The 25,095-nt window shown below is 65.5% G+C and carries 24 protein-coding genes and 1 pseudogene; 16 read left to right on the top strand and 9 right to left on the bottom strand.

Features of this window, described 5'->3' with window-relative positions:
• Both JHD67_RS09570 and secB read right to left on the bottom strand, forming a co-directional pair.
• Positions 1–141: pseudogene (locus JHD67_RS09570) on the bottom strand (glycerol-3-phosphate dehydrogenase); the annotation flags it as partial.
• 9 nt (positions 142–150) lie between these two features.
• Positions 151–642 (bottom strand): protein-export chaperone SecB, encoded by a 492-nt coding sequence (secB, locus tag JHD67_RS09565; RefSeq protein WP_199098949.1) that lies wholly within the window; start codon positions 640–642, stop codon positions 151–153.
• Positions 643–954: 312 nt separating this feature from the next.
• Here secB and rpmB point away from each other — a divergent pair, with 312 nt between their 5' ends.
• Positions 955–1,191, top strand: coding sequence for a 50S ribosomal protein L28 (rpmB, locus tag JHD67_RS09560; protein WP_026033649.1), 237 nt, complete (start codon positions 955–957; stop codon positions 1,189–1,191).
• Positions 1,192–1,201: 10 nt separating this feature from the next.
• Positions 1,202–1,369, top strand: coding sequence for a 50S ribosomal protein L33 (gene rpmG / locus JHD67_RS09555; RefSeq protein WP_008211962.1), 168 nt, complete (start codon positions 1,202–1,204; stop codon positions 1,367–1,369).
• 349 nt (positions 1,370–1,718) lie between these two features.
• On the opposite strand, the gene JHD67_RS09550 is transcribed toward rpmG, so the two are convergent.
• Positions 1,719–2,912 (bottom strand): fatty acid desaturase, encoded by a 1,194-nt coding sequence (locus JHD67_RS09550; RefSeq protein WP_199098948.1) that lies wholly within the window; start codon positions 2,910–2,912, stop codon positions 1,719–1,721.
• A 176-nt stretch (positions 2,913–3,088) separates the two neighbouring features.
• Between JHD67_RS09550 and JHD67_RS09545 the strand changes: the two genes are divergently transcribed.
• The 6 genes from JHD67_RS09545 to mutM all read left to right on the top strand — a co-directional run bounded on the left by JHD67_RS09545 (position 3,089) and on the right by mutM (position 8,906).
• On the top strand, positions 3,089–3,844 hold the full coding sequence (locus tag JHD67_RS09545; RefSeq protein ID WP_199098947.1) for an ABC transporter ATP-binding protein: 756 nt from the start codon (positions 3,089–3,091) through the stop codon (positions 3,842–3,844).
• A complete protein-coding gene (locus JHD67_RS09540; protein WP_199098946.1) occupies positions 3,841–4,626 on the top strand; it encodes an ABC transporter permease subunit in 786 nt (261 codons plus the stop codon). The genes JHD67_RS09545 and JHD67_RS09540 overlap by 4 nt, the downstream gene beginning before the upstream one ends.
• Complete coding sequence (locus JHD67_RS09535; protein WP_199098945.1) at positions 4,626–5,981, top strand: GldG family protein; 1,356 nt, start codon at positions 4,626–4,628, stop codon at positions 5,979–5,981. The genes JHD67_RS09540 and JHD67_RS09535 overlap by 1 nt, the downstream gene beginning before the upstream one ends.
• Positions 5,978–6,469, top strand: a complete 492-nt coding sequence (locus JHD67_RS09530) for a hypothetical protein (RefSeq protein WP_199098944.1) — start codon at positions 5,978–5,980, stop codon at positions 6,467–6,469. The genes JHD67_RS09535 and JHD67_RS09530 overlap by 4 nt, the downstream gene beginning before the upstream one ends.
• Before the next feature lie 198 nt (positions 6,470–6,667).
• Positions 6,668–8,077, top strand: a complete 1,410-nt coding sequence (gene gndA / locus JHD67_RS09525) for an NADP-dependent phosphogluconate dehydrogenase (protein WP_199098943.1) — start codon at positions 6,668–6,670, stop codon at positions 8,075–8,077.
• A gap of 1 nt (position 8,078) precedes the next feature.
• Positions 8,079–8,906 carry a bifunctional DNA-formamidopyrimidine glycosylase/DNA-(apurinic or apyrimidinic site) lyase gene (gene mutM, locus JHD67_RS09520; RefSeq protein ID WP_199098942.1) on the top strand — a complete coding sequence of 276 codons (828 nt, stop codon included), beginning with the start codon at positions 8,079–8,081 and terminating at the stop codon, positions 8,904–8,906.
• A gap of 130 nt (positions 8,907–9,036) precedes the next feature.
• Here mutM and JHD67_RS09515 read toward each other — a convergent pair whose 3' ends face one another.
• Genes JHD67_RS09515 through JHD67_RS09505 form a run of 3 tightly spaced genes read right to left on the bottom strand, consistent with a single transcriptional unit; the run spans position 9,037 to position 11,309 of the window.
• On the bottom strand, positions 9,037–9,801 hold the full coding sequence (locus JHD67_RS09515; RefSeq protein WP_199098941.1) for a hypothetical protein: 765 nt from the start codon (positions 9,799–9,801) through the stop codon (positions 9,037–9,039).
• Between the two features lie 27 nt (positions 9,802–9,828).
• Positions 9,829–10,461, bottom strand: coding sequence for a thymidine kinase (locus tag JHD67_RS09510; RefSeq protein WP_199098940.1), 633 nt, complete (start codon positions 10,459–10,461; stop codon positions 9,829–9,831).
• Between the two features lie 56 nt (positions 10,462–10,517).
• Positions 10,518–11,309 carry a sel1 repeat family protein gene (locus JHD67_RS09505; protein WP_199098939.1) on the bottom strand — a complete coding sequence of 264 codons (792 nt, stop codon included), beginning with the start codon at positions 11,307–11,309 and terminating at the stop codon, positions 10,518–10,520.
• Between the two features lie 162 nt (positions 11,310–11,471).
• Between JHD67_RS09505 and JHD67_RS09500 the strand changes: the two genes are divergently transcribed.
• Positions 11,472–13,451: a UvrD-helicase domain-containing protein gene (locus JHD67_RS09500; RefSeq protein WP_199098938.1), complete on the top strand. Its 1,980-nt coding sequence runs from the start codon at positions 11,472–11,474 to the stop codon at positions 13,449–13,451.
• Between the two features lie 25 nt (positions 13,452–13,476).
• Here JHD67_RS09500 and JHD67_RS09495 read toward each other — a convergent pair whose 3' ends face one another.
• Positions 13,477–14,508: an AI-2E family transporter gene (locus tag JHD67_RS09495; protein ID WP_199098937.1), complete on the bottom strand. Its 1,032-nt coding sequence runs from the start codon at positions 14,506–14,508 to the stop codon at positions 13,477–13,479.
• 163 nt (positions 14,509–14,671) lie between these two features.
• On the opposite strand from JHD67_RS09495, the gene JHD67_RS09490 reads away from it, so the two are divergent.
• The 7 genes from JHD67_RS09490 (at position 14,672) to JHD67_RS09460 (ending at position 23,379) form a co-directional block, all read left to right on the top strand.
• Positions 14,672–15,577 (top strand): HAD family acid phosphatase, encoded by a 906-nt coding sequence (locus JHD67_RS09490; RefSeq protein ID WP_199098936.1) that lies wholly within the window; start codon positions 14,672–14,674, stop codon positions 15,575–15,577.
• Positions 15,578–15,873: 296 nt separating this feature from the next.
• Positions 15,874–16,893, top strand: coding sequence for a hypothetical protein (locus JHD67_RS09485; protein ID WP_199098935.1), 1,020 nt, complete (start codon positions 15,874–15,876; stop codon positions 16,891–16,893).
• Between the two features lie 53 nt (positions 16,894–16,946).
• On the top strand, positions 16,947–19,592 hold the full coding sequence (gene plsB / locus JHD67_RS09480) for a glycerol-3-phosphate 1-O-acyltransferase PlsB (protein ID WP_233171773.1): 2,646 nt from the start codon (positions 16,947–16,949) through the stop codon (positions 19,590–19,592).
• A gap of 89 nt (positions 19,593–19,681) precedes the next feature.
• Positions 19,682–21,043, top strand: coding sequence for an amidohydrolase family protein (locus JHD67_RS09475; protein ID WP_199098933.1), 1,362 nt, complete (start codon positions 19,682–19,684; stop codon positions 21,041–21,043).
• 197 nt (positions 21,044–21,240) lie between these two features.
• Positions 21,241–21,993, top strand: coding sequence for a bifunctional demethylmenaquinone methyltransferase/2-methoxy-6-polyprenyl-1,4-benzoquinol methylase UbiE (gene ubiE / locus JHD67_RS09470; RefSeq protein ID WP_199098932.1), 753 nt, complete (start codon positions 21,241–21,243; stop codon positions 21,991–21,993).
• An 83-nt stretch (positions 21,994–22,076) separates the two neighbouring features.
• On the top strand, positions 22,077–22,715 hold the full coding sequence (locus JHD67_RS09465; RefSeq protein WP_199098931.1) for a TMEM175 family protein: 639 nt from the start codon (positions 22,077–22,079) through the stop codon (positions 22,713–22,715).
• Between the two features lie 7 nt (positions 22,716–22,722).
• A complete protein-coding gene (locus JHD67_RS09460; RefSeq protein WP_233171772.1) occupies positions 22,723–23,379 on the top strand; it encodes a Pr6Pr family membrane protein in 657 nt (218 codons plus the stop codon).
• Position 23,380: 1 nt separating this feature from the next.
• Here the strand turns inward: JHD67_RS09460 and JHD67_RS09455 are convergent, their stop codons facing one another.
• Both JHD67_RS09455 and JHD67_RS09450 read right to left on the bottom strand, forming a co-directional pair.
• Positions 23,381–24,064, bottom strand: coding sequence for a glutathione S-transferase family protein (locus JHD67_RS09455; protein ID WP_199098930.1), 684 nt, complete (start codon positions 24,062–24,064; stop codon positions 23,381–23,383).
• Positions 24,065–24,127: 63 nt separating this feature from the next.
• Positions 24,128–25,051: an EamA family transporter gene (locus JHD67_RS09450; RefSeq protein ID WP_199098929.1), complete on the bottom strand. Its 924-nt coding sequence runs from the start codon at positions 25,049–25,051 to the stop codon at positions 24,128–24,130.
• Between the last annotated feature and the right edge of the window lie 44 nt (positions 25,052–25,095).

The following is a 25,095-nucleotide window of genomic DNA, read 5'->3' as shown; positions in this document are numbered from 1 at the left end:
ATGGGTTTCAGCCATCACTCGCAGCGCGGCGGCATCGCGCCCCCACAACCGGGTCGGAACCTGGTTGCGGGCGGCGAGGGCCGCCAGGGCGGTACCCCACGAGCCGGCGCCCAGGACGGCTAGCGTCGGACGCTCAACCATGTCGGGCAATTAGCTGTTCAGTACCGGCGCAGCGCTGCCGCTAAGAATGCGGCGCTGCTGCTCGGCGTACAGGGCATCGAAATTGATCGGCTGCAGCAGGAACGGCGGGAAACCACCCTCCAGCACCAGCGACGACAGCATCTGACGCGCGTACGGGAACAACAGGTTCGGGCAATAGCTGTTGAGGATGCCGGCGAGGTCTTCCTCGGCGAAGCCGGCAATGCCGAACACGCCTGCCTGGTGCACTTCGGCCAGGTAAGCGGTGCGCTCGCCCAGGGTGCAGGTAAGGGTGAGGCTCAGCACCACTTCGTACAGCTCGTTGCCCATATCGGTGGACTTCTGGCCCAGGTTCAGCTGAACCTGCGGCTGGAGCTCGGTTTCTCCCACTTCCTGGAAGATCTGCGGGGCGTTGGGCGCCTCGTAGGACACGTCCTTCACATAGATCTTCTGCAGGACCAGCTGCGGCTGGTTGGCCTGGCCATTGGCGGCGACGTCTGCCATGGGATTTCCCTCGTCTCGTGTTCGGTGCGCGGATACGCAAAGGACTGGATTGTTCCATACATCCCCGCGCCCTGCCATGCGCGCCGGGGACCCGACGGGGCAAATCTTGCGCACAGCCCTGTTTTTCTGGGAGAATAGCCGGCTCGACCCTGCCGACCCGACCCTTCGGGCACGTTCGCGACGCGATGCGGACCTCACGGCGGAACCGAAAGCTCCATGCTCCAGCATCGCGTGGCGTCCACTGCCGCTGGGCCGATGCCGCCCTGGCTAACGGGTGGCAAACGCGCCTCAGGCGCTCTGAAGGAGGTCATCATGGCCCGTATTTGCCAAGTCACCGGAAAGGGTGTGCGGACTGGTAACAATGTCTCGCATGCCAACAACAAAACCCGTCGCCGCTGGTTGCCGAACCTGCATGAGCGCCGCTTCTGGGTCCCGAGCGAGAACCGCTGGGTGAAGCTGCGCGTTTCCAACCACGCCCTGCGCACCATCGACAAGAACGGCATCGAAGCCGTCCTGGCCGATCTGCGCGCCCGCGGCGAAAAGATCTGAGGATTGAGCCATGGCTAACAGCAAGCAAGACAAGATCCGCCTGATCTCTTCGGCCGGCACCGGCCACTTCTACACCACGCAGAAGAACAAGAAGAACACCCCGGAAAAGTTCGAGTTCAAGAAGTACGATCCGGTGGTTCGCAAGCACGTGATCTACAAGGAAGGCAAGATCAAGTGAGCAACGGTCCCGGCGCCTAGCGCCTGGTTCATCGCTGCCCATCCTGCGAAAGCAGGGGTCCAGCGACTCTCGCCTTCCATCAAAAAACCCGCCGCGAGGCGGGTTTTTTGTTGTCCGCCGCATCACTTTGCTGCCATGGCCTTACGCGACAACGAGCAAACAGCCTTCCCAAGAAAGCGCGTGACCATCCGCAAAGACCTACTCATCCACCAGCGCGGGGATGACGATGGGTTCAGGCCACACCTAAACACAGCCTCGGCATGGCCATGAACTGCTCGCCGTCGCTCGCTCGCAACGCAAAAAAAACCCGCCTTGCGGCGGGCTTTTCTTATCGGGCGACAACGCCGTATCAGGCGGTGGCGACCGAGTAGCTCTTCAGGCGACCGGCGAATTCCTGCAGGGCGCGGATACCACTCTGCTCGGCCTCGGCGATCCACTGCTGCAGACCCTTGAGCGCCTGCTCCGCACCGCGCTGCTCCAACAGGGCGGCGAGGCGGTTACGGAAATCGCACACGGTGTTAAGGGTCGGACGCTTGGCCAGCACGACCTGCATGCGATCGCGGCCTTCGTTGTCCAGCCAGCGACCACCATCGGCCAGGGCGCGACGCATGCGGCGCGGCACCGACTTGATGTTGTCACCGGCGTGCTGCGCTTCGTCGCGCAGGGTCGGCATGATCACGTTGCGGTAGTAGTCGGTCATCGCGGCAAAGCGATGGGTAAGCACGCCCTTGAGTGTCTCGGCATCCGGCAGGTGCACGTTGGGGCGAACGTCCAGCGTCGGCGCCACGCGTAGCACCTTGGCCAGGCCCACGGCGCGCAGCGCGCAGATGGCCGCCCAACCGATATCGAACTCCCACTTGCGCAGGGCGAACTTGGCCGAGCTCGGGAAGGCGTGATGGTTATTGTGCAGCTCTTCGCCGCCGATCCAGAAACCCCACGGAATGAGGTTGGTCGCGGTGTCGGCGCTTTCAAAGTTGCGGTAGCCCCACCAATGGCCGATGCCGTTGACGAAGCCGGCCGCCCAGAACGGAATCCAGATCATCTGCACCGCCCACAACGCAGCGCCGATAACGCCGAACAGGGCAAGGTTGATGATGAGCATCAGGGCCGGGCCCCAATACGGATGGGCAGAGTAAAGCTTGCGCTCGATCCAGTCGTCCGGGGTGCCGCGACCGTACTTCTCCAGGTCGTCCTTCACTTCGCTGGCGTCGCGGTACAGCGACACGCCGTCCCAGAACACCTTCTTGATGCCGTAGATCTGCGGGCTATGCGGGTCCTCGGCGGTTTCCACCTTGGCGTGGTGCTTGCGGTGCACTGCCACCCACTCCTTGGTGACCATGCCGGTGGTGAGCCAGCCCCAGAAGCGGAAGAAATGCGAGATCGACCAGTGCAGGTCCACACCGCGGTGGGTCTGGCAGCGGTGCAGGTACAGCGTCACCGTGAAGATGGTGAGCTGGGTCATGACCAGCATGTAGATCACCATGCTGAGCCAACTGGCGTGCGTCAGGCCGTTGGACAGGAAATTGAGGACGGTATCGAGCATCGGGGAAGCACCCAGGTATATGAAATTTCAGTCTAAGCGAGGGGTTTCCGTACCCGCCAGCATGGACAGCACCTAAATTGTCGCACCTCTTTGAGGCAACAACGTTAATGTGCTGTACCGCGCAATGGTGCTCCCGCCCAGTTGTATGGAAATGGGGGCCCCGTGACAATCATGCAATGAGCGCGCCTACCGTGGTATTGCAACTGGATAACCTGACCCGCCATCGCGCCGGTCGCCCCGCCGTGGCCGATCTCAGCCTGCGGCTGGATGCCGGTCAGGTGCTGGGTTTGCTAGGGGTCAACGGTGCGGGCAAGTCCACCACGCTGGCCATGATCGCAGGCGCCCTGATACCTGACAGCGGCCGTATCCAGCTGAACGGCCAGGATTTCATCGAGCACCCGGAACTGGCCCGGCGCGGCATCGGCTGGCTGCCGGAACGTGCCCCGCTATGGCCAGAACTGACCGTCAGCGAACACCTGGACGCCCACGGCCGCTTGCGCGGCCTGGCCGGCAAGGCGTTGACGCAGGCGCGTCAGAACATCGTCGAACGGCTGGAACTGGGCGCGCTGGCGCGACGGCTGGCCGGCGTGCTGTCGCAAGGTCAGCGCCAGCGCCTGGGGCTGGCCTGCGCGCTACTGCACCAACCGGCGCTGCTGGTGCTGGACGAGCCGGCCAACGCGCTGGACCCGGTGCAGGTATCGGCGCTGCGTTCGGTCATCCGCGAACAGGCCGCCCAGGGCACCGCCATCATTCTTTCCACCCACCTGCTGGCCGAAGTCACCGCTGCCTGCGATCGCGTGGCGATCCTGCACGAGGGGCGCCTGCGCTACGACGCCCCCATCGGCGACGGCGGCCACAAGGCGCTGGAACAAACCTTTTTCGATATCGCCATGCGCGGCGATGGGAGCAACGACCGGATGCAGGCTGCATGAGTGTGCTCGCCGTGACGCGGCTGGAGCTGCGCCGCCTGTTCGTACGCCCGCTGGCCTGGGTACTGGCCGCGCTCACGCTGGCCCAGCTGGCTTGGCGCTTCGTGCTGCTGCTGGGTGGATTTCTGGCCGGACAGATCAAGCTCGCCGCGTTGCCGGGCGGCCCGGGCTACACCGATCTGGTCGGCGTGCCGATGCTCAGCAGCATTCTCACGGGCGGCATCCTGCCGTTCGGCGTGGCGGAACTGGCGCTGGTGATCGTGCCGCTGCTCACCATGTCCACGCTGGCCGGTGAGCGCAGCAATGGCACGCTGCCGCTATGGTTCGCCGCCGGCCTGCCCGCCTCGCGCATCGTGCTGGGCAAATACCTCGCCCTCATGCTGTGGCTGGTGCTGTGGCTGGCCCTGGCGCTGGCGATGCCCTTAAGCCTGGCGCACGGCGTCACGCTGGATTGGGGCAAGCTTGCTGCCGCCGCTCTCGGCCTGCTGCTTACCCTGGCCGCGCTCGCCGCCATCGGCGTGGCCAGCTCGGCTTATGCATCGCATGCCTCCATCGCGGCCACCGTGGCATTGACGCTTGGCCTGGTGCTCGCCGGCGTCAACATCGCCGCGCAGAAGGCCGGCGCCACCAGCGACGCATTCAATTGGCTATCGCTGAGCGGTCACCTGGAAACCCTGCTGCGCGGCCTGGTATCCACCGCCGATATCGCGTGGTTCCTGCTGGTGATCGTGGTGGCCCTGGCGCTGGCCACGCAACGGCTTGCGGCCGAACGGGAGCGCGGCTGATGACGCGCGGTTTCCGGCATCTGCATGGATGGTTGTTTACCCTCGCGCTGCTCGTCGCTGCCGGCGCGGTGGGCTACCTGACCACCCGCCACGACTACGTGTCCGACTGGACCTTCGGCGGACGCGCCAGCCTTTCGGCGGAAAGCCGCGCCGTGCTGGCCACCCTGCCCGGGCCGGTGGACATCGTCAGCTACGCCAACCCGCAGGGCGATCTGCGCCACACCGTGGCCGGCTTTATGGAGCGCTACTCGCGGGCGAAGCCCGATCTCAGCCTGCGCTTCGTCGACCCGCAACAGGATCCCGCCGCCATGCGCGAGCTGGGCATTACGGTGGATGGCGCGCTGATCGTGCATTACCAGGGCCGCGAGCAGCGCCTGGACGAACTCTCCGAACGCAGTCTCACCAATGCCCTGGAACGACTGGCACGCGGCGGCGAGCGCATCGTGGCGTTTGTTTCCGGCGATGGCGAACGCCGCCCGGATGACAAGGGCAATGCGGACCTCGGCAGCTTCATGACGCAGCTCGAAGCACGCGGCATGCGCGCGGTGCCGCTGAACTTCGCCCAGGCGACCGCCGTGCCGCAGCACACCGATCTGGTGGTGCTGGCCAGCCCCGAACTCGCCCTGCCCGAAGGCGCCGTGAAAGCGCTCGCCGAGTACGTCGCCAACGGCGGCAACCTGCTCTGGCTCACCGAACCGACCAACGATGACCTGCACCTGGCGCCGCTGGCCGACGCCTTGGGCGTGCGCGTGTTGCCCGGCGTGCTGGTGGATGGGCAAGGCGCCGCGCTGGGCCTGAAGGACCCGCGCATGATCGCGCTGGGCGACTACCCCAAGCACGCGATTACCCGCGGCTTCACCCTCACCACGCTATTCCCGCAGGTCTCCGCACTGGCGGTGGCCTCGCGCAGCGACTGGCAGGTAGCACCGTTCCTGCGCTCCAGCGCGCAGAGCTGGACCGAGTTCAAGCCGATCGATAACACGCAGAACTCCAGCATCCAGTACGACGCCAGTGCGGGCGAGCTGAAGGGGCCGCTGGACTTCGGCTTCGCGCTAAGCCGCCTCTCGCCCAGCCCGGAGAAAGCCGAGCAGCGCGTGGTCGTGATTGGCGATGGTGACTTTCTCTCTAACAGCTTCCTCGGCAATGGCGGCAACCGCGCGCTGGGCGAACGCATTTTCGATTGGCTGCTGGGCGATGACGCGCTGGTGCAACTGCCGCCGCGCGGCGCGCCCGACCGCGTGCTGCAAATCAGCCAGACGCAGCTGAGCGCCGTCACCCTGGGCTTTCTGGTGGCGCTGCCGCTGCTGTTGCTGTGCGTATGCGGCGTGATCACTTGGCGGCGTCGCCGCGCATGAGGCGCGCCACGCGCCAACGCCTGTGGCTGCTGGGCGGTGCCGTCGCGCTCGCACTGGCGGCCGGCTGGCAATGGCAGCGAGACCGCGCGGGCGATCCCGGCAGCCTGCTGTCCACGCCACCGTCGGCGATCAGTGCCGTGAACCTGCGCATAGGCCACGCGCCGGAAGAGCATTACACGCTGCGCCAGGGCCACTGGTGGCGCACTGATGGCGACGCCACACGTGCCGATGACGGTCGCCTGGGTGAACTCACCGAAACCGCCGCCGCGGCCGTGCTGAGCTGGCGCCCCGCCAGCGACTTCGACCCCGCCAAGATTGGCCTGATGCCACCGGTTGCCGTGCTCACCCTCAACGGCCAGGCCCTGGAGTTTGGCGAAACCTCGGTCACCGGCCCCCAGCGCTACGTGCGCGTGGGCGACCGTGTGGCGTTGATTTCACTGAGCTACACGCCACGCGCCGCCGCGGGCCAGGCCACGCAGGCGCACTGATTCCCGGGCAGCCCGCACTTGTGCGCGCCACGCGTCTCCCCATATCTAGGGTGTTCTGAACACGCATCGTCATCGGCGCGTAGCGTCAGGTACGGTTCCTTCCATCCCCTTGGAAACGACCACGCCGGATGGCCGCCTTCGCGGGAAGGACGAGCAAGATCAACATATCCAAGATCAACTACCGAATGGAGCGGCGACATGGCTAAGCAGGCGATGGGTGTGATCGGCATGGCGGTGATGGGCAGCAACCTCGCCCTCAATATCGAAAGCCGCGGCCATGCGGTGTCCATCTTCAACCGGCACCGCGAGCGCACCGACGAAGTGGTCGCCGAGAACCCCGGCAAACGCCTGGTGCCCACATACACCTTGCAGGAGTTCGTCGATTCGCTGGAAAAGCCGCGCCGCATCCTGTTGATGGTGAAGGCGGGCGACCCGACCGACGCCACGCTGGCCCAGCTCAAGCCGTTGCTGGACAAGGGTGACATCGTGATCGACGGCGGCAATACCTTCTTCAATGACACCATGCGCCGCGAAAGCGAAATGAGCGCGGCGGGTCTGCATTTCATCGGCACAGGCGTCTCCGGCGGCGAAGAGGGTGCCTTGCATGGCCCCTCCATCATGCCGGGTGGCCCGCGCGAAGCGTATGACCTGGTGGCACCCATCCTCACCGAGATCGCCGCGCGTGCGCCGGATGGCGAACCCTGCGTGGCCTATATGGGTCCCAACGGCGCCGGCCATTACGTGAAGATGGTGCACAACGGCATCGAATACGGCGACATGCAATTGATTGCCGAGAGCTACGCCGTGCTACACCACGTGCTGGGCCTGAACAACGACGAGCTGGCCGCCGTATACGCCGATTGGAACAAGGGCGAGCTGGACAGCTACCTCATCGCCATTACCGCCGACATCTTCACCAAAAAGGACCCGGAAACGGGCAAGGCGATGGTGGACATCATTCTCGATCGCGCCGCGCAAAAGGGCACCGGCAAGTGGACCAGCCAGAGCGCGCTGGACCTGGGCGTGCCGCTGCCGCTGATTACCGAGTCGGTGTTCGCGCGTCTGCTTTCCGCGCTCAAGGACGAACGCGTGGTCGCCAGCCGCAGCCTGAGCGGCCCCGCAGCCAAGCCCTTCGAAGGCGATCGCGCAGCCTTCATCGAAGCCGTGCGTCGCGCGCTCTACTTCAGCAAGATCGTCTCTTACGCACAGGGCTTCGCGCAGCTGCGTGCGGCCTCCGACGAGTACCAGTGGAACCTGCCCTACGGCACCATCGCGCGCATCTTCCGCGCCGGCTGCATCATTCGCGCACGCTTCCTGCAGAAGATCACCGATGCCTATGCACGTGATGCGCAGCTGAACAACCTGCTGCTCGACCCCTACTTCCGCGATATCGCCACCCAGTACCAGGAGGCCTTGCGCGATGTGGTATCGGCGGCAGTGAAGGCGGGCGTACCGGTGCCGTGTTTCGCCTCAGCCATCGCCTACTACGACGGCTACCGCGCCGAGCGGTTGCCCGCCAATCTGCTGCAAGCGCAGCGCGACTATTTCGGCGCACACACCTTTGAGCGCGTGGACCAGCCCGGCAGCTTCCACGCCAACTGGAACTGACGTGCCCGAACTGCCCGAAGTCGAAACCACCCGGCGCGGTATCGCCCCGCACCTGATCGGACGGCGCGTGACCGGCGTGGTATTGCGCCGCCCGGATTTGCGCTGGCCGATTCCGCCAGAGATCGCCGAGCAATTGCCCGGCCAACGCATCGACGCGGTGGAGCGTCGCGCCAAGTACCTGCTGCTGCATACGCAGGCAGGCAGCGCGCTGCTACATCTGGGCATGACCGGCGTGCTACGCGTGTTGCCGCCGGATGCCCTGGTCGGCAAGCACGATCATGTCGACATCGCACTGGAGCCGACGGCCACCGCGGGTGCACGCGTATTGCGCTTTACCGATGCGCGTCGCTTTGGCTGTCTGTTATGGCAGGCGCCGGGCGAAACCCATGAGCTGCTTGCCGCACTCGGCCCCGAACCGCTCACCGACGATTTCGACGGCGATCTGCTGTGGCAGCTTTCGCGTGGACGCAAAGCCGCGGTGAAGTTGTTTCTAATGGACAACGCGGTAGTGGTAGGCGTCGGCAACATCTACGCCAGCGAGGCGCTGTTCGCGGCGGGCATCGACCCGCGCAAGCCAGCCGGCTCCATCTCACGTGCACGCTATGCGCGACTGGCCGCCGAGGTGAAGCGCATCCTGGCCTGGGCCATCGAGCGTGGTGGCACCACGCTGCGCGATTTCATCAACCCGGACGGGGCGCCGGGATACTTCTTTCGGGAGCTGCAGGTGTATGGGCGCGAGGGTGAGCCGTGCCGAGTGTGCGGCACGGTTATCCGGCAGGTGGTGCTGGGGCAGCGGTCGACGTTTTGGTGTCCGACGTGCCAGCGGTGAGGGGTTGCTCTTTAGGCATTCCGGTAGGCCGGAACGGCTAACCGCGGCACCCAAGCGATGCCGCCCAAGAACGATCAACCGCACATGGCACCCCAGCCACCCCACACCAAGGTGCCACCCGCCAACTAAATCACTCCGGCCAGCGGAACTCCACAAACGTGTTGTTGAAGGCCGGGTCTTCCAACCCGCCCCCCAAACTCGCTACCAACGTGCCCGGCAGACCCTCGGCATCCAAGGCCTGGCCGTCGGCGAAGTGCGCACCCAGCGCTTCAAGTTCCACCAGCCGCTCGCATAACATGCCCGCGCGATCCGTATCGGCCTCCGGCACGTTGCGCAGGCTGATGTCGGGGCGACCGAACTTGCGCATGCCGCGCGTGTGCACCCAGTAGCGACCCGCCTGTTCCTCGGCATCGCGCAGGATCAGCAGATGATGGCGAATCGGCGCGCCATCGCGCACCACGAACTGGCGACGCCAGCTGTCCGCATCGTGCAGGCTCAACGTTTGCGGGTCGAGGATGGCCACGCCGCCCACATCCAGCAGCGCCGCCAACACCCCCAAGGTGTCACGCAGATAGCCGGTGTCGGCGGTGTCGGGGAAGCGCCCGCGCACCACCAGCACCTCCGGCGCGTCCAATGCCTTGGCATAGGCCTCCGGCGCATCCTCCTTGAACATGCGACCGAGCCGCCCCTTGAGCGGATAGCCCTCCCACTGGCGCAGCGCGCTGTGGTGGTGGCTGCTCAGCTCCACGCCCTCGGGCAAGCCTTCGCTGCCATAGTCCTCGGACGGCGCGCGGCCCGGCTGGAACTTGCCGAATACGTAGAACTGCAGCAGCACTTCCTCGTTGCTGCGCTGCCAATGCGGGCGCTGCCAGGCGGGAAAGGGAATCTTGGACATACCGTTCCTTAGGTCATTGCGAAGGGCTCAATGCCCCTCGCCCAGCGGCAGCACCGGCTGCTGCAGTTCAATCCTGCCGAGGCCTTCCGTAATGTTCTTGAACTCGGCCCGACTCACCGAGACATAGCGGTCGTTGCCGCCGATCTCAACCTGCGGACCTTCGGTCACCGCGCGGCCGTGTTCATCCACGCGCACCACCATGGTGGCCTTGCGGCCGGTATGGCAGATGGTCTTGATCTCTTCCAGGTTGTCGGCCCAGGCCAACAGATAGCGACTACCTTCGAACAGCTCACCGCGAAAATCGGTACGCAGGCCATACGCCAGTACCGGCACGTTGAGCTTGTCGACCACATCGCTCAGCTGCCACACCTGCGTCTTGCTGAGGAACTGCGCCTCATCGACGAATACGCAATGCAGCGACCCGCGCGCGGCCACGTCGGCCTGCACCAGAGCGAACAGATCTTCATCGGCGCTGAAGCGGCGCGCATTGGCCTTGAGCCCAATCCGCGAAGCCACCAGGCCCTCGCCGAAGCGGTTGTCCAGCGCGGGCGTGAGAATGAGCGTGCGCATGCCGCGCTCGTGGTAGTTGTACGCGCTCTGCAGCAGCGTGGTGGTCTTGCCGGCATTCATTGCCGAGTAATAGAAATAAAGCTTGGCCATGGCCGGTCCCGAAATCGAGCGCACATAGTACTGCGCCCGCCCCCGATCTCGCCCGCCTACTTCTGCGGCGCGGGAGCCGAGGAGGACGCGGGTGCCGGCAATCCCACCGTCTGCAGGTCGCCCACGTGCACGCTGGGGTTCGATTCCACCCGAACCTTCCACTCCAGATCCTTCATCTGCGTGTACTGATCGACCTTCCATACCGAATCGCGGTAAAGATCGTTGCCGCTCATGACGAATTCGCCACTCGTGTCATAGGCATGGTTGATGCCGGGCCGCTTGATCTTGAGGTTGCCGATGGCGCCCACATGGCTGCCGGTGACATTCATGCGCGCGCGATCCAGCGCCGCGCCCAGGCGTTGCAGGGCCACCTTGTCGTCGTACTTGGCCAGGATCTCTTCGCCGACGCGCTGCGCCTGCGCGCGTTCGGCCTCGCTGAGCTGGGCCCAGTAGTACTCGCGCTGCCCCACGAACTCGGCATAGCCCCGGCTGGCGGCCAGGTCGATCCACACGTAGCCACGCGGCCGATCGACCGCCACGCCCACGCCATCGCGGTACATGCTCGCCAGCGCGGCCTGCGAGGGCTTATCCGCGTAGCTGGCAGCACGCAGGAACATCTTCAGCGCACGACCCATGTCGCCGTGGTGATAGGCATCCACCGCCAATTGCCGGTAAAACAGGTCGGGATGATCTTCGAGCACGCCCGGCACCGAAAGTGCGTCCTCGAACCGCTGCACTTCCTGCAGCTGCTTGGGATCGGGCGGCGCCACTTGAGCACTCGCCGCATGGAGCACGCCAAGCAGCAGGCCCAACCCGCCCGCTACCCGCACCACGAAACCTTGGCACATCTGCAGCCCCCGGTGAGGAAGACAAGGCCCACGCTCCAAGGCCCAACGCACGCGCCCACGCTCCCTGGGCCCGGCGCCAAGCATACCTAGCCGGTACGGCGTACGGGCTGGCCGGGCCGCCTCTGCTAACATCCTGCGCCTGTCATCTGCCTGCGCCCTCCCATGCTCAACCCCCAACAATTGGCCGCCGTCGAACATTGCGACGGCCCGCTGCTGGTATTGGCCGGCGCGGGCTCGGGCAAGACCAGCGTCATCACGCAAAAAATCGCGTACCTGATCGCGCGCAAGAAACTGGCCCCCTCCAAGATCGCGGCGATCACCTTTACCAACAAGGCCGCCAAGGAAATGCGCGAGCGCGTGGCCAAGCTGATCAGCAGCGAGGACGCCGCAGCACTCACCGTATGTACCTTCCACGCGCTGGGCCTCAAGTTCCTGCAGATCGAACACGCACGCGCCGGCCTGCGCAAAGGCTTTTCGGTGCTGGACGCGGACGACAGCGAAGGCATCATCAAGGAGCTGGCGCCCAAAGGCATCAAACCGGATGTGCTGTTCGGCATCCGCAACCTGGTCAGCCGCGCCAAGAACGCAGGCTTGTCGCCCGAGGAGGCGCTGGCCGCCGCGCGCAGTCCGCGCGAGCTGGATGCCGCCACCATCTACGACCTCTACCAACAGCGCCTCGCCGCCTTCAACGCGGTGGATTTCGACGACCTGATCCGTTTGCCTCTGCGCATCCTGGAAGACGACGAGGAATGCCGCACGACCTGGCGCGAGCGCTTGCGTTACCTGCTGGTGGACGAATACCAGGACACCAACGACGCGCAGTACCGCCTGCTCAAGGCCCTCACCGGCGAGCGCGGGCGTTTTACCTGCGTGGGCGACGACGATCAGTCGATCTACGCCTGGCGCGGCGCCAATCCCGAGAACATCGACCAGCTCGGCAAGGATTGGCCCAGCTTGCGTGTGATCAAGCTGGAACAGAACTATCGCTGCGGCAAGCGCATTCTGCGCGCAGCGAACAAGCTGATTGCCAACAACCCGCACTTGCACGAAAAAAAGCTGTGGAGCGAGCACCCGGAAGGGCCGCAGATCCGCGTGCTGGAGTGCAAGGAGAACGAGCACGAAGCCGAGCGCGTCGCCGCCATCGCCGCCACCCTGGCGGAGAAGCACAAGGCGCGCTGGCACGACATCGCCATCCTGTATCGCGGCAACTTCCAGGCGCGTCCGCTGGAAAAGGCGCTGCGCCTGGCACGCGTGCCGTATCACTTGTCCGGCGCGCTGAGCTTTCTCGACCGTGGCGAAGTAAAAGACCTGCTGTGCTACCTGCGCCTGCTCACCAACCCCAGCGATGACGCCGCATTCCTGCGCGTGGTGAATGTGCCCAAGCGCGAGATCGGCGCGACCACGCTGGAAAAGCTCGGCCAGATCGCCCAGACGCGCCATGCACCGCTGCTCGACGCCGCACGCAGCGACGCCGTGCTGCGCCAGCTCACGCCGCGGCCGGCAGCGGCGCTGGCCTCGTTTACCGCACTGATGGACGAACTGCGCAGCGCCTCGCTGCACCAGAGTGCGGCGGACCTGGTGGAAACCGTGCTGGAGCGTACCGGCTACGCGGCGCACATCGCCGCCAGCACCGCCGACCAGGCCTTGCGCGAGCGTCGCCTGGGCAACCTGCGCGAACTGGCCGACTGGTTCCGCGCCATGCAGCGCAACGAACACACCACCGGCGACCTTGCCGCGCAGCTCGCCCTGCTTACGCATGCCGATCGCGACGAACCCGGCAACGCGGTGCGCATGATGACGCTGCACGCCGCCAAGGGCCTGGAGTTCCGCTTTGTCTTTATCGTTGGCTGCGAGGAAGGCACGCTGCCGCACGATGGCGCCATCGACGAAGGCCGTATCGATGAAGAGCGACGCCTGATGTACGTGGGCATTACCCGCGCCAAGGAAATGCTGACCCTGTCGTGGTCTTCCAAGACCAAGCGCTACGGCGAAGTATCCAGCAACCAACCCAGCCGCTTCCTGCACGAACTGCCGCAGGACGACCTGCATTGGCAGGGCAAGGACCCGGAGGCGGACAAGGAAGTGGTGCGCGAGACGGCCGAGTCGCACCTGGCCAAGATCGCCGCCATGCTGGCCGGCTAAAGGCCGGCCAGCGCGGGCGGAACCGTCAAATCAAGCGCTCGGCCTCCAGCTCGCTCTTGAGGTAGGCGTAGAAAATCGGTGCGGCGATCAGGCCGGCCAGGCCGAACGCCGCCTCCATCACCAGCATCGCCACCAGCAATTCCCACGCGCGGGCGCGAATCTGCCCGCCGACAATGCGCGCGTTGAGAAAGTATTCCAGCTTGTGGATGAGGATGAGAAAGCCCAGCGCGGCCACGCCCACGCTGAGCGAAATCGACAGGCCGGCAATGGTGATGGCGGTGTTGGACACCAGGTTGCCGATCACCGGCAGCAGGCCAACGATAAAGGTCACCACCACCAGCGTCTTGGCCAGTGGAATATGGATGCCCAGCACCGGCAGCACGCCAAGCAGGAAGACCGCCGTGAACGCCGTGTTGAGCAACGAAATCTTGATCTGCGCGAACACGATGTTATGGAACGCCTCGGCCAGACGCTGGGCACGCAGCCCCAGCGCGGAGGCCAGCGGCCCCACCTGATGCGCCGGACGCGCGCGGCTCAACGCCACGATGGCGCCGAGCACCATGCCGATCAGGATATGCACGAACACGCGCGCGGCTTCCTTGCCCAGCGTCTGCAGGCTTACGGAATGCTTGCGGGTCAGCTCCATCGCCATCATGCGCAAGTCGTCCACGCTATCGGGCAACCAACCCACCACCGTGGCCGGCAATTGCTCGCGCGCCTTTTCCACCAGCGGCATCAATTGCTCCTGCCAGAGCAGTTCAGGGTTGCCGATCTCGTTGCGCAGGAAACTCACCGCGCCGAGGATCAGCAACACCAGCAAACCCACCACGATGGTGCCCAGCAAGGCCACCACGAGTGCGCGCGCCCGTACACTGGGCACGCGCTTGCCCAGCAGCGGGGCGGTGGACTGCACCAGCTCGTACACCAGCAGGCCGGCAAACAAGGCCGGCAGCAAATGCAGACCCAGCATCAGCATCAACGCCACGGCCGCCAGCACATAGCTGACGATACGGATGGCCTTGGAAGGGTGCGACGGGAGCGTCTGCTCAGGTTCCATGCAAGTTCGTGCGACGGTGGGGATGGCCTGAGTCTGTCAGCCGGGGGCCGGGGCCGCCAGCCCCGCGTGTAGGCCGACGCAACTGGGCGCAGCCAGGGAAGCGCGACACGGTGCTGTCGTAAACTTGTCCGATTCTGTCTGTTTGCTTCTCCGGGAATCCTTCATGTCGATCCGTTTGCCGGCCGCCGTGGCCGCCCTGCTCCTGCTCGCCGGTTGCGCCAGTCCACCCGCCAAAGCCCCGGCCGCCCCCTCGGCGCCGACCGCCGCGGTCGCTTCCGCTCCCACCCGCGCCGGCACCCCGGCGGACGACAACCTCAATGCGGTGGCCTGGAGCCAGACCGCCATCGAGCACAACCTGATCTATCTGCAGACTTACCGCGACGCCCAGGCGCGCCTGCTGGCCGCCCTGGCCGACCCCACCTGGGACGCCCTGCCGAAGGATGATCGCGTGGCCCCGGCCAAGGGCCTCAAGCCAGCGGTGGTGCTGGATATCGACGAAACCGTGCTGGACAACTCGCCCTACCAGGCCCGCCTGGTGAAGAGTGGCGGCGAGTACAACGAGGCCGACTGGGCCGCCTGGTGCAATGAGCAGCGCGCCCGCGCCCTGCCGGGCGTGGTGGAGTTCACCCAGTTCGCGGCCAAGCACGGCGTGGCGGTGATCTACATCTCCAATCGCGCCAAGGACCTGGACCAGGCCACCCTGGCCAACCTGCGCAAGGAAGGCCTGCCGGTGTCCGGCCCCGAAGCGTTTCTGGGCCTCGGCACCTTCGTGGAAGATTGCGAGCAGGTGGGCACCGAGAAGGGTTGCCGCCGCCAGCTGGTTAGCCACAAATACCGCGTATTGATGCAGTTTGGCGACCAGATCGCCGATTTTGTAACCGTGTTGGCCAATAATGCCGAAGGCCGCGAGAAAGCCGTGGCGCCCTATATGAGCTGGTTCGGCACCCGCTGGTTCGTGTTGCCCAACCCGACCTATGGCGCATGGGAGCCGTCTTTGTTTAATAATGACTGGACGGCACCGCGCGACGAACGTCGCCGCCAGAAGATTCAATCGCTGCGTTTCGACTGATTAATAATTAAATAAAATCAGCAGCTTACGTGGCTCAACTTAAAGTATTGCCTTAAGTTTATCGGGGAGGTAAGATCCTCCCCGCCAACACCTGCTGACCTTGAATATTCCGCAGGCAAGGCCATTTCCCTTCCGGCTCTGCCGGATTACCCCGTGAGGCCCAACGCCCGCGGGGTTTTCTTTTTGGGCAGCCCCCAGCATAAGCCCCTGGGCCTTGTGGCCCCGCAGCGCCCCGCTTACCCTCCGCCGACCGCCCCATACGCTGCCGTTGGATGGGCGCTACCTCAAGAGACCCCATGCGTCGCTCATCCGTCTTCTACGCCGTTGGTGCCTTCGTCGCCCTGCTCGTACTGGCCTCGGTGATCGCCTTGGTCATGACCAGGCACACCACAAGCGCGCCACCCATCGTGGTGGCGGGCGGGGAAACGCCCGAGGCCTCGGTGCAACAGTCCGTGGCGCTGATCAAGGCGGGCGACTTCGCCGGCTTCTGGAAGCACGCATTACCGCCGACCGATTACGACACGCTGCGCGCCGACTGGACGCGCCCGCGCCCGGACGAGCAACCGATCACGCCGGAAGAGCGCGCCGACTTCATCAAGAACATGCAGCTGATGACCGAGCCCAACGCGGAGACCAAGCTCTACGCGCTGGCCAAGCCCAAGCTGCAGCAGTTGCAGGCGCAGTATCACGATCAGCTCCCGGTGATGATCGGTGTGGGGCAGGCCATAGCGGCCACCGGCGTGGCGCAAAGCAAGGACCTCACCACCCCGCAGAAGCAGCAGGCCACCGAGGTCATCAACGTGCTTGCGCCGTGGGCGCAGCAGGTACCCTGGTTCGACCAGGCCCGCGCCAAACAGGCCATCGCCGTGGCGGTGGACACCGCTCGCAAGCTCGACCTGAAAACGCCCGAACAGTTGCGCGCGATGGACTTCGACACCGCCATGCAAAAGTACAGCGTGGGCTTCCTCGGCATTAAGCAGGTGCTCTCGTTGTACGGGCTGTCGGTCGACGAGACCCTGGACTCGGTCAAGGTCAGCGTGCTGGAGAACCGCAACGGCCATGCCCGCGTGCGTATCGACTACACCCTGCTCGGCAAGCCGCTGGCGATGGAATCGGAGCTGATCGAGCAGGACAACCGCTGGTACAGCGCGGACGTACTGCAGAACACGCGCGAGGCGCACGAGCGCCTGTTGGCGCCTGCCGCTGCCGGCAGCGCTCCGGCGCCAGCCTCCAGCACGGTCGGCACGCTTGAGGTGCACCCCGCCGCCAGCGCGTCCGCGCATGCCCCCGCGCCGGCCGAAAAGCGCACGCACTGAGCGCCGAACCCGGTTCTAACAGTTCGACCGGTTACAATCTGCGGATGCTGAATATGTCGACCACGGACACTCCCGCCCGTAGCCGCGCGCCCTGGTGGTTCAACCTGGCCGGGCAACTGCTCGAACCTTGGGTGCGCATCCGCCGCGATCCCGCCGAACCGGCTGCCTTGCTGCAGCCGGGCGTGCCGGTTTGCTACGTCATCGAGCGCGACGGCTTATCCGATGCGCTCATCCTTGAACGCGCCTGCCGCGAGGCCGGCCTGCCTACGCCCATGCAAGCGCTCAGCGGCACCCGCCGCAAGCGTTCGGTGTTCGCCCTGGCCCGCCGCGACGGCTGGCTGTTCGGGCGTAACCGCAAGCGCTCGCCCACCGAACCGCTGGGCCAGTTGGTGCGCTCGCTGGAAGGCGACCCCGAACGCGACATCCAGGTCGTGCCGGTTTCCATCTACGTCGGCCGCGCCCCCACCCGCGAGTCGGGCTGGTTCCGCGTGCTGTTCTCCGAGAACTGGGTAATGGTGGGCCGCTTCCGCCGCATGCTGGCGCTGCTGCTCAACGGCCGCGACACGGTGGTGCACTTCTCTCAGCCGGTGTCGCTGCGCACGGTGATGAGCGAAGCAGGCGACACCCGCCCCGAGCGCCTCACCCGCAAGATCGCCCGCGTGCTGCGCACGCACTTCCGTCGCATTCGCGCGGCGGTGATCGGCCCCGATCTTTCGCACCGGCGCACGGTGGTGGACGCGGTGCTCAACGCCGAGCCAGTGCGCGAAGCCATCGCGGCCACCGCGGCCAAGGAAAACATCAGCCCGGCCAAGGCGTGGCGCAAGGCGCATGACATGGTCATGGAGATCGCCGCCGACTACTCGCACCCGGTCGTGCGCTCGGCGTCGTTCCTGCTGTCCAACTTCTGGAACAAGCTGTACGACGGCATCGCCATGCATCACTTCGAGAAGGCCCGCGCCGCCGCGCCCGGCCACGAAGTGGTGTACGTGCCCTGCCATCGCAGCCACGCCGACTACCTGCTGATGTCGTATCAGCTGCACGTATCGGGCGTGGTGGTGCCGCACATCGCGGCGGGCGTAAACCTCAACCTGCCGGTGATCGGCCCGATCCTGCGCCGTGGCGGCGCGTTCTTCCTGCGCCGCAGCTTCAAGGGCAATGCGCTGTACTCGGTGCTGTTCAACGAGTACGTGGCCCAGCTGATCGACCGTGGCGTGCCGATGGAATACTTCATCGAAGGCGGCCGCTCGCGCACGGGTCGCCTGCTGGCGCCGCGCGCCGGCATGCTGGTGATGACGGTGCGCGCCTTCCTGCGCGCGCCGCGCCGACCGGTGCTGTTCCAGCCGGTGTACATCGGCTACGAGAAGCTGATGGAAGGCAAGAGCTACATCGGCGAGCTCTCCGGCAAGCCCAAGGAAAAGGAATCGCTGCTGGGCCTGCTGCGTGGCCTGAAAGTGCTGCGCCAGCGCTACGGCCATGTGGCGCTCAACTTCGGCGAGCCGATCGAGCTCAATCCGCTGCTCGATGCCGCCAGCCCCAACTGGCGCTCGGCCATCGACGATCCGGATGCCAAGCCCGAGTGGCTCAATCGCGTGGTCGATACGCTGGCCGATCGCATCCAGATCAACATCAACCGTGCCGCTGACGTTAATCCCATCAATCTCCTGGCGCTGGCCTTGCTGGCCACGCCCAAGCACGCCATGGCGGAGAACGACCTGCTGGCGCAGCTGGAATTGACCAAGTCGCTGCTGGAAGAACTGCCCTATTCGGACCGCGTCACCCTCACATCGATGGACCCCGCCGGCATCATCGCCTACGGCGAGCAGATGGGCTGGATCCGTCGCGTGCGCCACCCGCTGGGCGACGTGCTGGTGACCGAGGACGAGCAGGCGGTATTGCTCAGCTATTTCCGCAACAACGTGCTGCACCTCACCGCCACCGCGGCGTGGGTGGCGTGCTGTTTCCTCAACAACCGCCGCATGTCGCGCGCCTCGGTGCTACGCCTGGGCCGCATCATCTACCCGTTCATCCAGGGCGAACTATTCCTGCCGTGGGACGCGGACGGCTTCTGCGCGCAGTTGCAGGCCACCATCGACTTCTTCGTGCGTCGCGGCCTGCTGGAAAGCACCGGCGAAGGCCGCGTGCTGGAGCGCGGTCCCGGCCAGGACGATGCGGCGTTCCAGCTCAAGATCATTGCGCGTAGCCTGATCCAGGCCTTTGAGCGTTACTACATCACCATCGCCGCGCTGGTGAAGAACGGCCCGCATACGCTCACCGGCGCGGAGCTGGAAAACGCCTGCACGCTCACCGCGCAGCGCCTGGCCCTGCTCAACGAACTGTCGGCGCCGGAGTTCTTCGACAAGGCGCTATTCCGCGGCTTCATCCAGAAGCTGCGCGAAAGCCGCATCGTATGGACCGACGAAGCCGGCAAGCTCGACTACGACAGCGCACTGGAAGACATGGTGCGCGATGCCCGCGTGATCCTGGCGCGGGAAGTACGCCACTCGATCCTCAAGATCACACCTGGCGGCGACGGCGAGAAGGAACACGCGCCGACGCCGGAAGCGGCCAGGCCGGTGCCCGCCGATGCCTCCAGCGAGGCGCTGCACGAACGCCATGTGGCGGCCGAGCATCACGCCCACGCGCCGAGCGAGCCTACGGCGGTGACCGAAGACAGCACCGCGGGCGTCCACAAGGAATAGCCCGAGCCGATACCCGAGGGGTGACGAAAGTCACCCCTTTTCGTTGGCGGCACTCGCCTAAGATGGGGGCTTCAATCGGGGAGCTCGCCATGACCACACGCCTTGCCTTAGCCGCGGCGATTGCCGCCGTCTTCGCCTTGCCCGCCGCCCTGGCGGCCGAGGCACCCGCCAGCAACCACGACGTCACCGTGCTGCACTGCGCACGCATGGTCGATCCCGCCGCCGGCAAGCTGCTGGGCGAAACCACCGTGGTGGTGGAAGGCAACCGCGTGAAGGAGATCAAGAACGGCCGCGCCGACGATGCCCCGTATCACGACGCTGCCAGCAGCACCGGCGCGCGCTTCACCACGGTGAATCTGGCCGACGCCACCTGCCTGCCCGGCCTGATCGATTCGCACACCCATCTCTCGTTCGAAACCAGTCCCACCGGCTACTCCGACCAGTTCCGCTGGAACGTGGCCGATTACGCGGTGCGCTCCACCGTGTATGCGCGTCGTACCCTGTTGGCCGGCTTTACCGCCGTGCGCAACGTGGGGGATGGCAACAACGAATCCATCGCCCTGCGCAACGCCATCAACGCCGGCATCGTGCCGGGTCCGCGCATGTTCACTGCCGGCAAGCCCATCGGCACCACCGGCGGCCATGCCGATCCCACCGACGGCTACCGGGAAGACCTCGCTGGCGACCCGAACGCGAAGGACGGCGTGATCAACAGTCCCGAAGACGCCTACAAGGCCGTGCGCCAGCACTACAAAGACGGCGTGGACGTGATCAAGATCATGCCCTCGGGTGGTGTGCTCGACGAAAGCAGCAGCGCGGACAACGCGCAGATGACCATCGAGGAGATCAAGGCCGTGGTCACCGCCGCGCACGACTACGGCTTTACCGTGGCCGCGCATGCGCATGGCGCTGAGGCGATCCGTCGCGCCGTGCTGGCCGGCGTGGATTCCATCGAGCATGGCACCTTCATGAACGATGAGGACATGAAGCTGATGAAGGAACACGGTACCTGGTACGTGCCCACCATCATCGCCGGCAAGTACGTGCAGGAAATGGCCGCCAAGCCGGGTTACTACCCGCCGCAAGTGGCGGCCAAGGCCATGCAGGTCGGCCCCATCATCCAGGCCACGGCGGGCAAGGCCTATAAGGCCGGCGTAAAAATCGCCTTTGGCACCGATGCGGCGGTGTATCCGCACGGGCAGAACGCCAAGGAGTTCGAATACATGGTGCAAGCCGGCATGCCGCCGATGTTCGTGCTGCAGGCCGCCACGACGCACGCCGCCGAGTTGCTGCACAAGCAGAACGAGCTGGGCCAGGTAGCGGCGGGCCGCTATGCGGATGTGATCGCGGTGCCGGGCAATCCGCTGGATGACATCACACTCATGCAGAAGGTGAGTTTTGTGATGAAGAATGGGGTGATTTACAAGGAAGATGGGAAGCCGGTGATGTGAGGCACGTGGGGGCGCGCGAGTCAGCCGCGCCTTCGCTAATCGTCATCCCTGCTGCGTCGCCCCCTGCGAAAGCAGGAGGCGCTTTTCAACAGCCGAAGGGCAGGTCCCCAGTGCCCTGCTTTGGGCCCCGGTCCCGGCGAGAGGGGGAACTGGACCGCAATCAGGAAGCCCTGCCCCCGATCCGCTACCATTAGCCCATGAGCGAACAGCCCCAGACCACCCACTTCGGTTTCCGCGATGTCCCCGTCACCGACAAGCAAAAGCTTGTCGGCCAGGTGTTTACCTCCGTCGCGCGCAATTACGACCTGATGAACGACCTGATGTCCATGGGTATCCATCGCCTGTGGAAGCGCCACTTTGTGGCGATCAGCGGCGTGCGCTCCGGCGACCGCGTGCTGGACCTGGCGGGCGGCACCGGCGACATCGCCGCGCTGCTCAAGCCGGTCGTGGGGGTTTCGGGCGAAGTCGTGGTGGGCGACATCAACGCCGCCATGCTGGGCGTGGGCCGTGACCGCCTGACCGACCGCGGCCTGGTTTCAGGCCTGCGCTGGGCGCAGCTCAATGCCGAATGTCTGCCGTTTCCGGACAACAGCTTCGACGCGGTGACCATGGCCTTTGGCCTGCGCAACGTCACCGACAAGGACAAGGCGCTGGCCGATATCTGCCGCGTGCTCAAGCCCGGCGGCCGCGCCCTGGTGCTGGAGTTCTCGCGCGTGCAGAACGAGACCTTCAGCAAGCTCTACGATTTCCATTCGTTCAAGATCCTGCCCAAGCTGGGCCAACTGTTCGCCGGTGACGCCGACAGCTATCAGTACCTGGCCGAGTCGATCCGCAAGCATCCGGATCAGGAGACGCTCAAGGGCATGATGGAGCGTGCAGGCTTTGGCCGCGTGGATGTGCGCAATCTTTCCAACGGCATCGTGGCGATCCATCGCGGCTACAAGTTCTGATAGTCGCCGCCCGGCGCCCTTGCTAACCTGCGGGGCGCTCCGGCTGCTTGGGGCACGATACTTTTCGCGCCAGGGGGGCCGCCATGGGCAAGAGCGCTTTTCAACTCGAACGTCTCACGTTCTTCTCCGATGCGGTGTTCGCCATCGCCATCACCTTGCTCATCATCGAGGTGCATGTGCCGCATATCGGCAACGGCGACGATGGCGCTTTCCTCTCGGCACTGCATGAACTGCAACCGAGCTTCATGGGTTTCGTGCTGAGCTTCCTGGTTATCGGCGCGCTGTGGGTGGCGCATCACCGCGTGTTCGGCATGCTGGCGGATTACAGCCCGGCCATCATGTGGCCCAACATGCTCTTGCTGATGGCGGTGGCCTTTATGCCGTTTGCCACGGCGTTCATGAGTTCCGCGCCCTTGGCGCGCGTACCGGAAATGTTCTATTCGGGCACCCTGCTCGTCGCTGGCCTGTTGCAGCGGATGCTGTTCACGCGCGCGCTGCGGGCACCGTATTTGCGCCACGAGCTGGCGCCGGAGCTGGTATCGGCAACGCGCTGGCGTTCGTGGGGCCTGCCCACCGCGGCAGCGTTGTCGCTGGTCATCGCCTGGTTCGCACCGGGATGGAATAACCTGGTGCTTATCGGCATCCCATTGCTGGTACGGCTCTATGCAATGATGGGGCGGCGCCGCGCATTGCGCCTGGCGAGCGCACCGGCCACCGCCTGAGGTCCTGATGTTGCGCTATCGCCCATTTGCCTTCTTCGGCGCCGCGCTGGGCACGTTTGGCCTGGCCTTGCAGCTGTGGTTCTCCATCCGCATGACGCTGGACAAGGGGGGCACGGTGCTGGGCGGCGTGTGGCTGTATCTGGGCTTCTACACCATCCTCACCAATATCCTGGTGACCAAGGTGCTGTCGGCGGCGGCGATCGGCCCGCGCAATGCCATGCTGCGCTTTTACCTGCGCCCCGGCGTGCAGACGGCGATCGCCATGAGCATCGCCATCGTCAGCCTGATCTACAACCTGATGCTGCGTCAGCTATGGCATCCCGAGGGCTGGCTGCTGCTGGCCGATGTGATCGTGCACGACGTGATGCCGCTGCTGTACCTGTTGTACTGGTGGCTGGCCGTACCCAAGGGCGGCCTGCGCTGGTCACAGGTGCTGGTGTGGCAGAGCTATCCAGCCGGCTATTTCCTGTACGTGCTGCTGCGCGGCGCCGTCGATGGCTGGTATCCGTACCCGTTCCTCGACGTACGCGCGCTGGGCTACCTGCAGGTGCTGATGGATGCCCTGGGGGTGTTGGTAGCCTTCGTGGCGGTGGCGCTGGTGTTGCTGGCGCTGGCGCGTTGGCAGGCACGACGACAAGGTGTCGCCGCACCGCATGCCATGTAGTTCAGGCCGCGCGCAGGTCCTCGCGCACTTGGCCGTAATGGCGGATCTCGCGCTCATGCGCTTCGTCGCGCCAGCGCTCAGCCAGCGCCGCCGCGTACCAGCGTTGCATGGATGGCAGCGCGAGCATGCGCGCGGCGTAGTCGGCGGCCGCGCCCGGTAGCGCGAGCCCGTAGGTCTGCACGCGAAAGGCTACCGGCGCGAAGAACGCGTCCACCGCGGTGAATGTCTTGCCGGCCAGGAACGGCCCACCGAAACGTGCCAGCCCTTCATTCCACAGCTCGGCGACACGATCGATATCGCGCCGCAACGACGGACCGATGGCATGCAGTGTTACGCGCAGGCCGCAATTCATGCCGCACTCCTCGCGCAGCGTGCCGAAGCCCGAATGCATCTCCGCGGCGGCACAACGCGCCCAGGCGCGTGCCTCGCGTTCGGACGGCCACACGGCGGGGAATGCTTCGGCCAGGTATTCGGCGATGGCCAGGGAATCCCACACGACGGTGTCACCGTTGCGCAGGCAGGGCACCCGCCCGTTCGGCGAAAAGCGACGGAAGGCCTCCCAGTTGGACCCTTCGTTGAAGGCAACCACCTGCTCCTCGAAGGGAATACCCAGTTCGCTCATCAGCACCCAGGGGCGCAGCGACCATGAGGAGTAGTTCTTGTTGGCAATGTAGAGCGTGTGCATGCGTGGTCTCCAACGGCGAGGGTCAATTATCGAGGGTTGGCTAAATGGATCGATGTCATCGGCTCAGCCCTGCTTGACCGGTGTGGCGACCACGGGTGCCACCGGCACCGGCGGCCGACGACGCGCATTGGCGAGCACCACGCCGCCTACGGTAATCACGCCACCCACCAGGGTCAGCAAGGTCGGCCGCTCGCCCAACCACACCCAGCCGATCAGCACGGCGATGGGCGGAGAGAAGTAGATGAAGCTGCTCACCTGGGATGCCGACGCGCGATGCAGCGCCGCGTTCCACGCGATGTAGCCGATAAAGGTGGGCGCAATGCCCAGCCACAGCAGTGCGCCGATATGCGAGGCCGGCGCGGCAGCCAACGCGTGTGGCAAATCCAGGCCAAACGGCAGCGTGCCCAACGTACCGGCGAAGAAGGTGAAGCCAGTGACGCCAAGCATGCTGCTGCGGGCGAAGAACGGCTTCTGCCCCACGAAGAACACCGCCGAGGACAGCACGCTCACCAGTACCAGCGCCGCCATCGGCTCCACCTTCACCTGCTTGCCGCTGGTCAACACCACCACCACCACGCCGAGCAGCGCCACGGCGAGGCCGGTTAACGTGCGCGGTGACAAGCGCTCGCGCAGCCATACGGCCGACAACGCCGCCGTGGCGGCTGGCACCAGCGAGATCAGGATGGCGGCCGTGCCGCTGGCCACCTTGGTTTCGGCGGTATTGAGGCACAGGTGATAGACGCTCAGGCCCACCACGCCCAGCGCCGCCAGCGCCGGCCAGTCGCGCCGCGCCGGCAGCGGTACGCGCTTGATCAGCAGCAGCACGGCGAAGCACAGCGAGCCGATCGACAGGCGCGCCAGCGCCACTTCCCCCGGGGTAAACGAGGCCAGCGCATAGGCGATGGCGGCATAGGCCGAGGACCACGTCAGCAGGGCAATGCCGATGTAACTGAGTGCCCGCCCGTCCAGGCGCTCCGGGGTGTGCATGGTGAAACTCCGCTGGGGAAGGTGGGCATCGTACGTCTGCGTAA

It is taken from the genome of Dyella sp. ASV21, assembly GCF_016428975.1.
GTDB lineage: Bacteria > Pseudomonadota > Gammaproteobacteria > Xanthomonadales > Rhodanobacteraceae > Dyella.
This window is presented reverse-complemented; position numbering and strand designations above follow the sequence as displayed.